Origin of the sequence: Trichococcus flocculiformis (genome assembly GCF_963662535.1) — a bacterium.
Lineage (GTDB): Bacteria > Bacillota > Bacilli > Lactobacillales > Aerococcaceae > Trichococcus > Trichococcus flocculiformis.
The window spans coordinates 405,261-420,874 of the sequence record NZ_OY759718.1 but is presented as its reverse complement, the minus strand read 5'-3'; the positions used below and the strand labels follow the sequence as shown (position 1 = coordinate 420,874).

The following is a 15,614-nucleotide window of genomic DNA, read 5'->3' as shown; positions in this document are numbered from 1 at the left end:
CCTCTTTTCAGCGTGTATTTTCTTAAGTTTAGTCCATCTGCCCATAATTTGCGACCTCTTCCCCGCAACCCACATGAAAAAAGAGCCAAATAAAAAAACCTTCACCGAGAATCAAGCTGATCTCCGATGAAGGTTTTAAGATATTCGATTAGTCCGCTATCTCAACAACCAAATAACGATGCGGCTCTTTGCCTTCGGAATGGGTTTTGATGCGTTTGTTCTGGCTCAAGCGCGCATGAATCTGTTTTCTTTCGAAAGCAGGCAGCGGCTCAAGGAACACGGGCTGTCTCGTTTTGAGGACGCGTTCTGCAGTACGGTCAGCGATGCTTTCCAAAACGGAAGCTCTGCGCTCACGGTAGTCACCGACGTTCACGATTACGGACAAGCGGCGACGCACATAACGTTGCACCAGCGCTTGGGCCAATATCTGCAAAGCATTGACGATTTTTCCGTATTTGCCGATCAATAAGCCTGGCTTTTCGCTTTCCATTTGGAAAATCAGCATGTTGTTCTTCTCTTCGACCGTCACGATCGCAGGAGCCCCGTATGCTTCAGCTACAGATGTAAGATAAGCAGTCACGGCGGCAATCGCTTCATCGCGACCGGATTCTTCATCATAATCTTCCGGGAAAGATTCCACGTTCTCGTCCGAATAAATCACCTTATCGACTTCAGGTTGATCAGCCAATATCTTTTCCGCAGCTTCCGGATAATCCTCTTCAAGATCTTCTACGATATCTTCGACTGTATCCTCGATTTCGGCTAATTGGATATCGCCGGCTTCATCAAAGTCCATGATTTCTTTGCGCGTGATTTCCACGACAGCCTCTTTTTGTCCGAATCCGAAAATCCCTTTTTTTCCTTCAGAGATTATGACGATATCGGCCTCATGGCTATCGACGCCCAACACATCCAGACCTTTGCGGATCGCTTTGTCAACAGTCGTATCTTTCGCAATTACTTTATCCATAATAGAATGTCATCCTTTCCTACTTCAAAGTCTAACTAGTTTTTCTTTTTCTTTTTAGGATTTTGGGCTTTCTTCAATGCTTTTTCGCGCGCCTTTGCCTGAGCTTCAGCTTCTTCGCGTTCACGGATGGCCTTATACGGATTGTTCAACAACATCGTCTGTCCTACCGAGAAGGCATTGCTGGCTACCCAGTACAACGACAGGGCACTCGGGAAGTTGATACCCATCATCAAAATCATAATCGGCATCGTGTACGTCATCGATTTTGTCGCAGAATTCGCTTCTGCTTGTGACATCATCGTCAGCTTACTGGTGGCATACGTCAGTATCGCGGCCACTACTGGTAAAATAAAGAATGGATCGCGTTCTCCCAAGTTCATCCAGAGGAAGCTACCGCTCTTCAAAATTTCAGTCCGGCTGATTGCTTGATACAGTGCCATCAATACAGGCATCTGAACCAAAACAGGCAAACATCCCATATAAGGATTCACATCATTATCTGCATACAGCTTAGAAACTTCCTTTTGCAGACGTTCCTGCGTCTCCCGATCTTTAGAGGCATATTTTTCCTGCAACGCTTTTACCTTTGGTTGAACAGCCGACATCTTTTTCGTGCTCTTCGTCTGAAAATGATTGAGCGGCAATAGGATAACCCGGATGATGATTGTGAAGGCAATGATTCCTAGGCCATAATTACTGAAAAAGAGATTGGACAACCACACGATCATGTTTGAGAAGTTTAAAACAACATACCGATCCCAAAAACCGGTACTTTCTGAGGTGATAGGTTCCGTTCCACATGCTGATAGAACCATCATAACAGCAAATAAGCTGAGTGTAAAAAGTAATCGCTTACGCTTTGACAAGAGAACTCCTCCTTAAATAGGAATAACATAGTTTATTTGTTTTTCAAAAGACTGGAAAGCTTAAGAACATGGATCAGGCTTTTCTTTACTTCCGCAGCCGACATTTCAGCAACCGGCTTGCGTGCGATAACGATGAAGTCAATATCCTGAACCAACTCTTCCTTCAATTCCGTGAGTGCCTGGCGGATTTTTCTTTTGACGGCATTCCGCACTACGGCGTTGCCGATTTTTTTGCCGACGGACAATCCTACCCGGAAATGCGGTTGTCCTTTTTTATCGAGCACATAAATCACGAATTGGCGATTCGCTTTGGAAACACCATTATGAAATACTTTTTGAAATTCTTTCTCTTTCTTAACACGAAAAGATTTCCTCATGTTTCTTCCCTCAAATCTGCAATCATAACATACAAAAAAATCTCCCAAAAATGGAGAAAAACAGAAAAATTTCTCTCTCCGTTCTCATCACAAATGCAAACCCACTCCCGAAGCTTTACAGCTTTCGGTTCTGTCGGACACATTTGTCACACTCTCCATTTAAGAAAGACATTTTTGCGTTTTTCGAAATACTTAAAAAAAAAGACCACTGAAACGGTCAGTGATCTATGCAGAGATAACTTTTCTGCCTTTAGCGCGTCTTCTTGCTAATACTCTACGGCCGTTTTTTGTGCTCATACGTTTACGGAAACCATGAACGGATTGACGGTGACGTTTTTTAGGTTGGTATGTTCTTTTCATTGATCTTTACACCTCCTGATAAACTATCTTTCAAATAGGTTATATTTCACTGTTTAGACAGTCCAATACATTATAAAGAGACAGAATGTGACCTGTCAAGTAAAATTGGTTCATTTTTATTGAACTCACTGAGATATAATAGCACAAAACAATGAAAGATAAAACACCTTTCTTGAAAAAAATTTGATTTTCATCGAAATAAATTTATCCACAACCTTTTTTTTAATGCACAATGCCCAGGGATAACTCACGCACGCCCTGCGCTTGCTCACACCTTCGAACCGACTTGTCCACATTCTTACAGGGTGTGCATTTCTCTCGAAACACCACCTTGGAAACCTGTGGAAAAGTGTTCCAAAAGCTGTAACAATCGCATTCCAATTCACGTTTAAACCCACAACAAACCGTGGATAACAACTTCACCCACAAGCCTTTTCCACACCCTTTTTCAACCTGTGGAAAACTATTTATACACCGGTTAATTGTTTTATTCACAGCTTAAAAGAGTTGTGGAAAACTTTTTGATATAATGCTAAAATAAAAAGGACTCACTAAAAGGAGGTGTCCCATTTGGATGACATCTATTCATTATGGCGTTATCTGCAAGAAAAATTTCAAGAATCACTGTCAAAAGTCAGCTACGATACTTGGATAGACAGCGCAGTCCCGGTCCGACTGACTGATACGAATATCATCATCGAAGTTCCCTCTTCTTTACATAAAGATTATTGGCAAAATAATTTGATGAGCAGAATTGTTGAAGGCATCTACGAATTCAGCGGCAAAGAACTGACTCCCATTTTTATGATCAAGAACGAGGAAATGCCCGATATTGCAAAACCGACCATCAAACGCACCAACAACAATCGTCTCTTCAAGGATGCCCAACTGAACAGCAAGTATACCTTTGACACCTTTGTTATCGGAAAAGGAAACCAGATGGCTCACGCAGCTGCCCTCGTCGTGGCAGAAGAACCCGGAACAATCTACAACCCACTCTTCTTCTATGGAGGCGTCGGCTTAGGCAAGACCCATTTGATGCACGCCATCGGCCATCAAATGCTGCAACTGCGCCCAACCGCGAGAGTAAAATATGTCAGCAGCGAGACATTCGCCAATGATTTCATCAATTCCATCCAGAATCGGACGCAGGAGCAATTCCGCAATGAATACCGCAGCGTCGACTTGTTGATGGTCGATGATATTCAATTTTTTGCCGACAAAGAAGGAACGCAGGAAGAGTTCTTCCATACTTTCAATGCGCTTTACGATGAACGCAAACAGATTGTACTGACGAGCGATCGTCTGCCGAACGAAATCCCTAAACTGCAGGAACGGCTCGTCTCCCGTTTTGCTTGGGGCTTATCGGTTGATATCACGCCGCCGGATCTGGAGACGCGCATTGCTATTCTGCGCAAAAAAGCCAACAGCGAACGCCTGGAGATTCCGGATGACACTCTCAGTTACATCGCTGGACAGATAGATTCCAACATCCGGGAATTGGAAGGTGCACTGGTCCGCGTTCAAGCCTATTCTGCTATCCAAGGGACCGACATCACCACCAGCCTGGCTGCGGATGCGCTGAAGAGCATCATGCCTTCCGAAAAACCAAAAGCATTATCCATCTATGCCATTCAACAAGCGGTAGGGAAATATTACCATGTGTCCGTCGAGGAATTGAAAGGCAAAAAGCGCACTAAGGGAATCGTGGTGCCAAGACAAATCGCCATGTATCTTTCCCGGGTCATGACGGACAATTCCTTGCCGAAAATCGGTTCTGAATTCGGCGGCAAGGACCACACAACCGTCATCCACGCCCATGACAAGATTGCCCTTTCCGTAAAAAAAGACCCTGTTCTACAACGCGAAATCGAGACGATCCAAAACAGTCTGAAAAAATGATCCTCTCGCGCATTGTGGATAAGCCAATAACTAAGACGCCATTTACGAACACGTTATCCACAAGTGGAAAACGATTGGTTTTATCGGCTTCTTTCACTTATCCACAGTATGAACAGGCCCTACTACTATTACTAATATTATTTAATTTATATGAATAACCATCGGAGGTCCCTTATTATGAAATTTTCCATTAATCGTCAGGTTTTGATCAAACACTTATCTGACGTACAAAGAGCTATTTCCAGCAGAACGACAATTCCTATTTTGACAGGGGTAAAAATCAGTGCTGATGAAAATGGGATCGTATTGAGCGGAAGCGATTCGGATATTTCCATCGAAACGCTGATTCCTGTGTCGGAAGAGAATAACCAGATCGAAATCCACACACAAGGCGGCATTGTCTTGCCAGCTCGTTTCTTCAGTGAAATCGTAAAAAAATTAGCTGATGAAAAAATTACGATTGAAGTCAAAGATCACTTCCAGACAAACATCACTTCGGCAAAAGCTTCTTTTACCATCAACGGAATCGATGTAAACAACTATCCAAATTTTCCGGTCATCGATTCGAATGAAGTCATCACCTTGCCGACAGCCCTGTTCAAACAAGTGATCCAACATACGGTAATCGCAACGTCGACACAAGAAAGCCGTCCGATTTTGACGGGAGTGAACATGACCATCAAAGATGGCAAATTGACGGCTGTCGCTACGGACAGCCATCGATTAAGCCAACGGATCATCTCGATTGCCGCGCCGGAATCACAGCTTGAAAAAAACTACAATGTCATCATTCCAGGAAAAAGCCTGGTAGAGCTGTCACGGATCGTTGAGAACCAACCAACCATCGAAATGATGATCACGGAGAACCAGGTTCTTTTCAAAGCCGAAAATGTTTATTTCTATTCACGTTTGTTGGAGGGCTATTATCCCGATACAAATCGCTTGATTCCAGCCAGCTCAAGTACACAGATTGTCCTGAACGCTTACGATTTGCTGCAGGCTACCGACCGTGCCTCCTTGCTTTCGCATGAAGGAAAGAACAACGTCGTCAAATTGTCCATTGACTCCAATAAAGTCGAGCTTTCAGGAAACTCACCTGAAGTCGGTAATGTGGAGGAATCCCTAGCCTATCAGTCCGCCAGTGGCGACCCACTGATCATATCCTTCAATCCTGATTACATGAAGGATGCGCTGCGCACATTCGGCCAACAGGATGTCCAAGTCAATTTCACTTCAGCTGTACGGCCATTCACAGTCGTACCGGCGGATCGTGAAGACGAAAACGATAATTCGTTCATCCAGTTGATCACGCCTGTAAGGACTTATTGATCCCACCGCTTAAATCCAAAAAGCAAGGAAACGTATGCTTTCGTTTCCTTGCTTTTTGTTTATCTGAAAATGAAAAATTTTGGATCTGCTGTTTTCCTATAGGAAGAAAGTTAGCATTCGGTCCTTTTGTTCAGATAAAGATAAAATGAATAAAAAACGCGAATTTTTAATTTATAAGCCTATAGACGCTTTCGTTTGGATATAGCCAATTTGTATTGTTTTCTAAAAAAATTGAAATAAGGGCCTTTTTTTTCGCGAAAATTTGAAATTGATCAAAAAAAATAGTATAATAAACGTATTAATCAGCATGGTCGCGTGGATTTTGTTTTCCACGCTTATTTTATTGGAAAATAGGTGAATTTCTTGAAAAATATTGTGAATATTGACGCAGAGTTCATTACTCTTGGTCAACTACTGAAACATGTCAATCTGATTTCCAGCGGCGGTATGGCCAAATGGTTCCTTTCAGAATATGTGGTGTATGTAGACAACGAAAAAGAAGACCGCAGAGGCCGCAAATTATTTCCTGGTACGATGATCGACATCCCTGGTGAAGGCACTTTCTTCATTCAGTCAACAAAATCGGATAAAGAAGAGGCTGAGCAAGACAACAGTGAGTCCGAAGCATGATCCTGAAAGAAGTGACGCTGCAAAATTTTCGGAATTATCCGTCTCTTTCTGTGTCCTTTTCAGATGGCATCAATGTGTTTTTAGGTGAGAATGCGCAAGGCAAAACCAATCTCATGGAAGCTATCTATGCATTGGCTTTGGCAAGAAGTCCGCGTACGTCAAACGAAAAAGAAATGATTCGATGGCAAGAAGACTCCGCCAAGATAACCGGAAAAATCCAAAAAAGGGTTTCAACATTCCCTTTAGAAATCATTTTTTCCAAAAAGGGTAAGATCGCTAAAGTCAATCATTTGGAGCAAAAAAAGCTGAGCCAATACATCGGCCAACTGAATGTTGTGTTGTTTGCTCCCGAAGACTTGAATTTAGTCAAGGGTGCACCGGCCAACCGGAGAAAATTCCTGGACATGGAGCTGGGCCAGATGAACCCGGTCTACCTGCATGATCTTGTGCAATATCAGCGGATACTGAAGCAACGGAATCTTTATCTGAAGCAGTTGGTGACCGGCAAAGCCAAGGATGAAGTCTATTTGGATGTGCTGACTGAGCAATTGGCCATTTTGGGTGCCGATCTGCTGGTCTACCGTCTGCAGTTCATCAAAAAATTGGAAGCCTGGGCCCAACCGCTTCATAAAGAGATTTCTTTGGAGCGGGAAGAACTGACTATCGCCTACAAATCCAATGTCGAGTTGTCGGATGAGATGGATAAGGACGCTCTTTTTTTGAAACTGATGGAAGCTTTCAAGCAAGGGAAAAGCCGTGAAAGAGACCAGGCAGTCACCCTTTTCGGCCCGCACCGTGATGATCTGGTTTTTCAGGTGAACGGGCGCAATGTCCAAAACTTTGGCTCTCAAGGACAGCAAAGAACAACTGTCCTCAGTCTCAAACTGGCGGAAATCGAATGTATGAATGAGGTTCTGGGGGAGTATCCGATCCTCTTGTTGGATGATGTCCTGTCAGAATTGGATGATGAACGCCAGACCCATTTGTTGAAAGCGATCGAGAAGAAGGTTCAGACCTTTTTGACGACAACCAGTTTGGATGGCATAAAGAAGAATAAGATAGACGAACCGACTATCTACCATATAAAAAACGGTGAAGTAGAAATGGAAGGTGTGTAACAGAATGGTAGAAAACGAAAAGAACAAAGCTGAACGAGCTAAGGAATATGATGCCAGTCAGATCCAGGTTCTGGAAGGACTGGAAGCAGTCCGTAAACGTCCCGGGATGTACATTGGTTCCACCAGTGGCGCAGGTCTGCATCATTTAGTCTGGGAAATCGTGGATAATTCCATCGATGAAGCGCTGGCTGGTTTTGCGACAAAAATCGAAATCGCAATCGAAGAGGACAACAGCATCACTGTAACCGATAACGGACGCGGCATTCCTGTCGATATCCAAGCCAATACCGGTCGTCCCGCTGTGGAAACAGTCTTCACTGTTCTTCACGCAGGCGGTAAATTCGGCGGTGGAGGCTATAAAGTATCCGGCGGCCTGCACGGTGTTGGAGCTTCCGTCGTAAACGCCCTTTCCTCCAAGCTGTCCGTCAGTGTACATAAAGACAACAAAATTTATACGCAGACATTTGAGCGCGGGGACATCACTTCCGAATTGACAGTGACCGGCGATACGGATAAGCACGGAACGACCGTAAATTTCCTTCCGGATCCGGAAATCTTCAGGGAAACGACTGTTTTTGATTATGAAAAATTAGCTGTGCGTGTGAGGGAATTGGCCTTTTTGAATAAAGGACTGAACATCTCGATCGTCGACAATCGTCCGGAAGAACCTTTGAAACAAGAATATCATTACGAAGGCGGGATCAAGAGCTACGTCGAATTCCTGAACCGCAACAAAAAAGTCCTTTTCGAAGAACCGATTTATATCGAAGGCGAACAGGACGATATTCAAGTTGAAGTAGGAATCCAATATACGGATGGCTATCATACAAACTTTCTGAGCTTCGCCAACAATATCCATACTTATGAAGGCGGAACCCACGAATCCGGCGCCAAAACTGCTTTGACGCGTGTCATCAATGACTATGCAAAACGTAATAAGATCATTAAGGAAAATGAAGAGAACCTGACTGGTGAAGATGTGCGCGAAGGCCTTACCCTTGTTCTCTCCATCAAACATCCGGATCCGCAATTCGAAGGACAAACCAAGACAAAATTGGGCAATTCCGAAGCGCGTACCATCACTGACCGACTTTTTTCAACGTACTTCGACAAATTCCTGATGGAAAACCCACAAGTCGCCCGTCAGATTGTCGAAAAAGGCATGTTGGCCGCCCGAGCACGCTTGGCAGCCAAAAGAGCCCGTGAAGTGACCCGCAAGAAGAGCGGATTGGAAATCAGCAATCTGCCCGGAAAATTAGCCGATTGCTCCAGCAAAAACCCGGCAGAATCTGAATTGTTCATCGTCGAAGGGGACTCAGCCGGAGGTTCGGCAAAACAAGGACGCTCGCGTTTCTTCCAGGCGATTCTGCCGATCCGCGGTAAGATTCTGAACGTAGAAAAAGCATCGATCGATAAAATCCTTGCCAACGAAGAGATCCGTTCGCTGTTTACGGCGATGGGTACAGGATTCGGCGGAGACTTCGACGTTTCCAAAGCGCGTTATCATAAATTAGTCATCATGACCGATGCCGATGTCGATGGCGCGCATATCCGTACGTTGCTGTTGACGCTGTTCTATCGCTACATGCGTCCTTTGGTTGAAGCTGGATATGTGTATATTGCACAACCGCCTTTGTATCAAGTGAAGCAAGGCAAAAAAGAGAAATATCTCGATACTGATCAGGAACTGGAAGAGTACTTGGCCTCCATCCCTGACTCGCCAAAACCAAGCATCCAACGTTATAAAGGGCTTGGAGAAATGGATGCAGAACAATTGTGGGATACGACCATGAACCCTGAGAACCGTCACTTCCTGCAGGTGACTGTCGATGATGCCGTCAAAGCTGACGAAACATTGAACATGCTGATGGGGGATCATGTAGAACCAAGAAGGAACTTCATCGAAGAAAATGCGGTTTACGTGAAGAACTTGGATATCTAAAAGGGGGTTGGAGACTAAATGTCTGATGAAATTGAAAAAGTAAATGATCAAGCCATGGAACAAAGGGAATTGAGCCATGAAATGGAAACGTCATTCCTGGAATATGCCATGAGCGTTATCGTAGCCAGGGCTTTGCCTGACGTCCGTGACGGACTCAAGCCGGTCCATCGCCGTATCCTTTACGGCATGAGCGAATTGGGCGTCACGCCTGATAAAGCGCACAAAAAATCCGCACGTATCGTCGGGGACGTAATGGGTAAGTACCATCCCCACGGTGACAGTGCCATCTATGAATCGATGGTGCGTATGTCCCAGGATTTCAGTTACCGTTATCCGCTGGTAGATGGACACGGAAACTTCGGCTCCATCGATGGAGACAGCGCCGCAGCGATGCGTTACACCGAAGCGCGGATGTCAAAAATTGCTTTGGAAATGCTGCGTGATCTCAATAAAGATACAGTCGATTATCACGATAACTATGACGGTTCCGAAAGTGAACCCGATGTATTACCGGCCCGCTTCCCTAACCTGCTGGTGAATGGTGCTTCCGGTATCGCCGTTGGGATGGCAACAAATATCCCGCCGCATAATCTGACGGAAGTCATTTCCGCCTTGCATATCCTGATGAACAATCCAGATGCGACGACTGCCGAATTGATGGAAGCCGTTCCTGGGCCCGATTTCCCTACTGGCGGTATCGTCATGGGCAAATCAGGTATCAGGAAAGCCTATGAAACAGGTAAAGGATCGATTATTGTCCGTGGGCGTGTAGAAGTCGAAATACTGAAAAACGGCAAAGAACGCATCGTCATTTCCGAATTGCCTTATATGGTCAACAAGGCGAAATTGGTCGAGCGGATCGCTGAACTGGCCCGCGACAAACGGATCGAAGGCATAACCGACTTGGCGGATGAGTCCGACCGCGACGGCATGCGTGTCGTCATCGATGTCCGCAAAGATGTCAGCGCCAGCGTCATTCTGAACAATCTGTACAAACTGACGCCGCTCCAATCCTCTTTCGGCTTCAATATGTTGGCGATTGTAAAAGGCATCCCGAAAGTGCTTGGACTCAAGCAGATTCTGGTCCACTACTTGGAACACCAAGAAGAAGTTATCCGCAGAAGAGCCGCATTCGACAAACGAAAAGCGGAAGCCCGTGCGCATATCTTGGCCGGTTTGCGGATCGCTTTGGATCATATCGATGAGATCGTAGCGATTCTGCGCGGTTCAAACAATGGCGATGCAGCCAAACAAATATTCATCGACAAATACGGTCTTTCTGAGAAACAAGCGCAAGCCATTTTGGATATGCGTCTGGTGCGTCTGACCGGTTTGGAAAGAGAAAAAGTTGAAGCGGAATATGATGCGCTGATGGCTCTGATCGCTGATTTGGCTGATATTTTAGCGAATGAGCAGCGTGTTTTCGACATCATCTATACAGAATTACTTGAAATCCAAGAAAGATTCGGCGACAAACGCCGCACGGAGCTGTTGGTCGGAGAAGTCTTGTCGCTTGAGGATGAAGACTTGATCGAAGAGGAAGACATCGTCTTGACTTTGACTCATAACGGCTACATCAAACGTTTGCCAAACAGCGAATTCAGAGCCCAAAAACGCGGCGGACGCGGTGTCCAAGGTATGGGTATCCATGATGATGATTTCATCGAAACGCTGATTTCGGCATCGACGCATGATGTGTTGCTGTACTTCTCGAACCAAGGGAAAGTATACAAAACAAAAGGCTATGAAGTGCCTGAGTACGGCCGCCAGGCAAAAGGTTTGCCGATCATTAACTTGCTGAATTTGGATGCCAACGAAAAAATCCAAGCCATCATCAACGTCAAAGGCGGCCCACAAGACGGAGATTACTTGTTCTTCACGACACGGATGGGTACCGTCAAACGGACATCCGCTACGGAATTCCAGAATATCCGTCAAAGCGGTCTGCGCGCAATCAACCTGAAGGATGAGGATGAGCTGATCAAAGTCTCCTTGACTGATGGCAACCAGAACATCATCATCGGAACGCACTTCGGCTACTCCGTGAGTTTTGATGAGAAGGATGTCCGCGATATGGGGAGAACTGCTACCGGTGTCCGTGGCGTGAAATTGAGAGAAAACGACTATGTTGTCGGCATGGATGTGCTGAAACACGAGTCGGAAGTTCTCATCATCACAGAAAATGGCTACGGCAAGCGTACGGCAGCTGATGAATATGCCATTAAAGGCCGTGGTGGTAAAGGGGTCAAAACAGCCAACATCACTGAGAAAAACGGTAAGTTGGTGGGCTTGACGACTGTCTCCGGCGAAGAAGACATCATGATCATTACAGATAAAGGTGTCATGATCCGTTTCCACGCCGATGCCATTTCCCAAACAGGCCGTGCCACTCTGGGCGTGCGTCTGATCAAGCTTGATGGCGAAGCTATCGTATCGACAATGGCAAAAGTTGAGCGCGAAGAGGATGAAGAAGTTGTTGTTGCTCCCCTGAATGAAGAAATAGATTCAGAGGGCGAAAATGACGCCTTAGAAGCATTTGATGCAACTGAACAGGCAAATACATTAGATACAACGGAAACATCCGAAATGGCCGATAAATTGAGCGATTTCGCAGATGAACTGTTGGATGAAGAAGATTCGGAAGAATAAAGCGTCAAAAACGAAACTAATTCAGAACGGGGCCGTCTCAGTGTGAGATAGCCCCGTTTTTTAGTGTACTTTGGATTTCGGCTAGTTGCCTGCTGCCACAGCGGAGCTGCAGGATCGGACTGTTGCTCCGGTGTAGCGGCTGTTCATCGGAGGACAGAGACCGTTATTGGTCGAACCTCCGATAAAGCCGATCCTACCGAAGGAAAGCAATATAATGTTTGCCTAACTTCGGCGAAGCTTTTGTTCGCCGGAGCAGGAGTAAAAATTCACAGATATGATTGCGGACTGCCCAGCGGAGGCTGGATTCATTTGTGTGAGTTACCCCCAGTTCCGAATTCATGGCAAAAAAAAGCTTGCCATAAAAAATGGAATATGATACAATCTTTAGATGTGAGTAATCCTGAAAAGGTACTCTCCTTGCTCTTACAAAAGTAAGGGCCAAAGTCCACAAGGAGGTGACAGTCAAATGAACAATTACGAAATCAACTACATTATCCGTCCTAACATCGAAGAAGAAGCTAAAGCAGAATTGATCGCACGTTTCGATTCTATTTTAACAGATAATGGCGCTGAAGTTATTGAATCAAAAGACTGGGCGAAACGCCGTTTAGCTTATGAAATCAAAGATTTTCGTGAAGGTATCTACCATATCGTGAAAATTTCTGCTTCAGACGCTAAAGCAATCGACGAATTCGACCGTCTAGCAAAGATCAATAGCGATATTCTTCGCCACATCATTGTTAAAGAAGAAGCTAAATAAAGTGTTCCACGTGAAACATTTTGAAAGGAGTAAGATGAATGATTAATAATGTTGTCTTAGTCGGCAGACTTACAAAAGATGTTGATTTACGCTATACATCCAGCGGCACAGCAGTCGGAACCTTCGCTCTTGCAGTAAACAGACAGTTTACGAACCAAGCGGGAGAAAGAGAAGCTGACTTCATCAATTGTGTCATGTGGAGAAAATCTGCAGAGAATTTCGCAAATTTCACTCGTAAAGGCTCTTTAGTCGGTATCACTGGCCGAATCCAAACAAGGAATTATGATAATCAGCAAGGACAGCGCGTATACGTGACTGAAGTTGTTGCAGATAATTTCACATTGTTGGAATCGAAAACAACTACCGAACAAAGACCGAGAGAGACTGGCGCAGGTTCTTCAAATCAAGCAGCTCCGAGTGCAAACTTCGGATCAAGCAAATCTTTTGAATCTAACCAAAACCAAGGACAGTATAATAATCAATACTCTTCTCCGAAACAAAACGGTTTTTCTGATTTTAACTCAACTGCCGATCCGTTTTCATCAAACGGAGAATCAATTGACATTTCAGATGATGATTTGCCATTCTAGTCTTTAGGGCAGAATGGTTAGTTTAGGAAAAGGAGGAATTGACATGGCATTTCAACGTAACAGCAGAGGCGGACGCAAACGTAAAAAAGTTTGTTACTTCTGTGCTAACCACATTGATCATGTAGATTACAAAGAGACTGATTTATTGAAACGTTATATATCTGAAAAAGGTAAAATTTTACCTCGTCGTGTAACAGGTACATGCGCTAAACATCAAAGAACTTTGACTGTATCTATCAAACGTTCTCGTATCATGGCTCTTATGCCATTTACATTAGCAGAATAAGATTAAGGGAGTCGCTTCCAGGAGCGCTCCTTTTTTTGTACCCAAAAATAGTTGCTGAACACGAACACGTCTTGCAGCGGATCGGATATCACGGGACTCCCCTTTCCTCCTCTTTCGGCTACAACTTTTTTGGACACGCCCTATCCGTTTCTTTTGAACGATCAGTATGCTCAGGTGAAGCAAACAGTTTGCTTCATCTTTCCGTTCCCAGTGTCTGCTCCCAGCTCTCATTTTGTATTGCTCAACCGGCTGAGGATAGACTATTTTTTTTCAGGTTGAGAGTGGATCATTCAAATACATTCCTCGCTCAATAGATGTGATACTCAATTTACATGCCCTCTCCTTCATGCTAGCAGAAAGCTTTCTCAACCTTTTTTCCATACCTGGCTGTTGCAATGAGTGATTATTCTCCATCGGAGGCATAGGACTAAGAACTAAAATGATCTGATCGGGTCATTTTACGCTTGTAAGAACGAATTAACATTATACTAGGGTAAATCTTCATAGAAGAATACAGGTGCTGTCATAAGCTTAAATATAGCCGAATTGAATAAAGAAAAATCGCCAGCGCTCAAATGTTCCACGTGGAACATTTGAGCGCTGATTTGATTTGAAAACAGTTTTCAGATCGCTACAATCTGAAAGCAGAAAGAACTGAGTTATGGGGAAAACCCGAAGCGTGCAATCCAGAAAAAATAAAATCTTCCACTCCATCATCCGTCCTATGGTTATCCCGATCAGCAAATCGATACAATGATAGAAGGCCTGCTGATGATGGATCGTAAAAATCAACAACAATGAATGAGCCAGAAAATAGTGAATCGGCTTCAATAAAGAAAATGCATAAACCCGCTTCAACAAATATAAAAGCGGAAGCAGCTGCTCAAGACAAGGCAACGTAGAGCTGAAGGAACAACAGTACTCCCCTATCATCGCCAATGCCATATAACAAACCGACGCCATGGGCCAAGAAATTGGATTCCTTCTGGTATAAATCGAAAAGAATCTGAGGGCCAGCATCAAACGCGTTCAACATCAATGGCAAAAGTTGGCGATTTTGATACCATACATAGGCTTAGAACGTATGAGTAGATGATCAGGTTTGCCATGAAAAAAGTTCACACGCAAATCTGAACTAAGGCAAGTATCATATCTCAAGATAAAAATAGATCGAGACTATTCAAAATATATCAGATCGGTAGTCGCATATTTCCGTTCAGACGGTTATTCCTGAGAGGCCATCGCATTTCAAGAATGGATTAATTAATAATTTTCATAAAATATGAGTCCGAGACTTTATTCATATAAATCGAAACTACTCGAGTCAAGCGATGTTTTTTCTACGAATTGAGAAATTTGTATCGTATCATCCCTTCTAAAAGACGAAAAAGAGGAAGTCTATTCAGACAAAATCTCCTCTATGATGATTGGGCGATTGCGGGGGAACCAAAATTTAAATCACGTGTTGTAAGAGTAAATAACTCCCTTTTACATACTATACTAATGAGATGGTTTTATAGACGGACGCATGTGATAACCTGAAAAGGCTCCGTGGATTGTACACAGGCTGATTATATGTTTATTCTTCAATTATCCACAAAAGGATATGACGATGATTTTGAGACCAATAGTACATTCAAAGATAGGATGTGGAAAACTATTTCCTGAACTTTATCCACAGAAGAATCCTGATAATATCAACGGCGGATGCTGGTATGCATTTGCAAACGAGCGGGAATGACTAAATGCTGGAGATAAGAGTGAATTCTTCAAAATCCAGCTTTTTTCATAAAAATAGTAATAAATTCACACAAAATAAAGGGTTTCATTTCATT

At 44.0% G+C, this 15,614-nt stretch carries 13 protein-coding genes; 9 read left to right on the top strand and 4 right to left on the bottom strand.

Annotated elements, in window-relative coordinates:
* Positions 1–148 precede the first annotated feature (148 nt).
* The 4 genes from jag to rpmH form a co-directional block, all read right to left on the bottom strand.
* Positions 149–970, bottom strand: coding sequence for an RNA-binding cell elongation regulator Jag/EloR (jag, locus tag ACKPCD_RS02295; protein WP_321433881.1), 822 nt, complete (start codon positions 968–970; stop codon positions 149–151).
* Positions 971–1,005: 35 nt separating this feature from the next.
* A complete protein-coding gene (gene yidC / locus ACKPCD_RS02290) occupies positions 1,006–1,836 on the bottom strand; it encodes a membrane protein insertase YidC (RefSeq protein ID WP_068562124.1) in 831 nt (276 codons plus the stop codon).
* A 32-nt stretch (positions 1,837–1,868) separates the two neighbouring features.
* Positions 1,869–2,213, bottom strand: coding sequence for a ribonuclease P protein component (gene rnpA, locus ACKPCD_RS02285; protein ID WP_321433880.1), 345 nt, complete (start codon positions 2,211–2,213; stop codon positions 1,869–1,871).
* A 225-nt stretch (positions 2,214–2,438) separates the two neighbouring features.
* Positions 2,439–2,573: a 50S ribosomal protein L34 gene (gene rpmH, locus ACKPCD_RS02280; RefSeq protein ID WP_072763781.1), complete on the bottom strand. Its 135-nt coding sequence runs from the start codon at positions 2,571–2,573 to the stop codon at positions 2,439–2,441.
* Between the two features lie 570 nt (positions 2,574–3,143).
* Between rpmH and dnaA the strand changes: the two genes are divergently transcribed.
* The 9 genes from dnaA (at position 3,144) to rpsR (ending at position 13,779) form a co-directional block, all read left to right on the top strand.
* Positions 3,144–4,475 carry a chromosomal replication initiator protein DnaA gene (gene dnaA / locus ACKPCD_RS02275; RefSeq protein ID WP_321433879.1) on the top strand — a complete coding sequence of 444 codons (1,332 nt, stop codon included), beginning with the start codon at positions 3,144–3,146 and terminating at the stop codon, positions 4,473–4,475.
* 177 nt (positions 4,476–4,652) lie between these two features.
* On the top strand, positions 4,653–5,804 hold the full coding sequence (dnaN, locus tag ACKPCD_RS02270; protein WP_086988991.1) for a DNA polymerase III subunit beta: 1,152 nt from the start codon (positions 4,653–4,655) through the stop codon (positions 5,802–5,804).
* Between the two features lie 363 nt (positions 5,805–6,167).
* A complete protein-coding gene (yaaA, locus tag ACKPCD_RS02265; protein WP_068562139.1) occupies positions 6,168–6,434 on the top strand; it encodes a S4 domain-containing protein YaaA in 267 nt (88 codons plus the stop codon).
* Positions 6,431–7,552, top strand: coding sequence for a DNA replication/repair protein RecF (gene recF, locus ACKPCD_RS02260; protein WP_068562128.1), 1,122 nt, complete (start codon positions 6,431–6,433; stop codon positions 7,550–7,552). The genes yaaA and recF overlap by 4 nt, the downstream gene beginning before the upstream one ends.
* Before the next feature lie 4 nt (positions 7,553–7,556).
* Positions 7,557–9,494: a DNA topoisomerase (ATP-hydrolyzing) subunit B gene (gene gyrB / locus ACKPCD_RS02255; protein WP_288926550.1), complete on the top strand. Its 1,938-nt coding sequence runs from the start codon at positions 7,557–7,559 to the stop codon at positions 9,492–9,494.
* 18 nt (positions 9,495–9,512) lie between these two features.
* On the top strand, positions 9,513–12,143 hold the full coding sequence (gene gyrA, locus ACKPCD_RS02250) for a DNA gyrase subunit A (RefSeq protein WP_068562130.1): 2,631 nt from the start codon (positions 9,513–9,515) through the stop codon (positions 12,141–12,143).
* A gap of 466 nt (positions 12,144–12,609) precedes the next feature.
* The gene (gene rpsF, locus ACKPCD_RS02245) at positions 12,610–12,903 is read left to right on the top strand and encodes a 30S ribosomal protein S6 (RefSeq protein WP_068562131.1); all 294 of its coding nucleotides are present in this window, start codon (positions 12,610–12,612) and stop codon (positions 12,901–12,903) included.
* A gap of 38 nt (positions 12,904–12,941) precedes the next feature.
* Positions 12,942–13,493, top strand: a complete 552-nt coding sequence (gene ssb / locus ACKPCD_RS02240) for a single-stranded DNA-binding protein (protein ID WP_068562132.1) — start codon at positions 12,942–12,944, stop codon at positions 13,491–13,493.
* A gap of 43 nt (positions 13,494–13,536) precedes the next feature.
* Positions 13,537–13,779: a 30S ribosomal protein S18 gene (rpsR, locus tag ACKPCD_RS02235; RefSeq protein ID WP_068562133.1), complete on the top strand. Its 243-nt coding sequence runs from the start codon at positions 13,537–13,539 to the stop codon at positions 13,777–13,779.
* Positions 13,780–15,614: the final 1,835 nt, after the last annotated feature.

Bases quoted from the DNA above. Each gene is read 5' to 3' on its own strand.
- jag (WP_321433881.1), bottom strand. From the start codon at position 970: ATGGATAAAGTAATTGCGAAAGATACGACTGTTGACAAAGCGATCCGC.
- rnpA (WP_321433880.1), bottom strand. From the start codon at position 2,213: ATGAGGAAATCTTTTCGTGTTAAGAAAGAGAAAGAATTTCAAAAAGTA.
- rpmH (WP_072763781.1), bottom strand. From the start codon at position 2,573: ATGAAAAGAACATACCAACCTAAAAAACGTCACCGTCAATCCGTTCAT.
- dnaN (WP_086988991.1), top strand. From the start codon at position 4,653: ATGAAATTTTCCATTAATCGTCAGGTTTTGATCAAACACTTATCTGAC.
- recF (WP_068562128.1), top strand. From the start codon at position 6,431: ATGATCCTGAAAGAAGTGACGCTGCAAAATTTTCGGAATTATCCGTCT.
- gyrB (WP_288926550.1), top strand. From the start codon at position 7,557: ATGGTAGAAAACGAAAAGAACAAAGCTGAACGAGCTAAGGAATATGAT.
- gyrA (WP_068562130.1), top strand. From the start codon at position 9,513: ATGTCTGATGAAATTGAAAAAGTAAATGATCAAGCCATGGAACAAAGG.
- rpsF (WP_068562131.1), top strand. From the start codon at position 12,610: ATGAACAATTACGAAATCAACTACATTATCCGTCCTAACATCGAAGAA.
- ssb (WP_068562132.1), top strand. From the start codon at position 12,942: ATGATTAATAATGTTGTCTTAGTCGGCAGACTTACAAAAGATGTTGAT.
- rpsR (WP_068562133.1), top strand. From the start codon at position 13,537: ATGGCATTTCAACGTAACAGCAGAGGCGGACGCAAACGTAAAAAAGTT.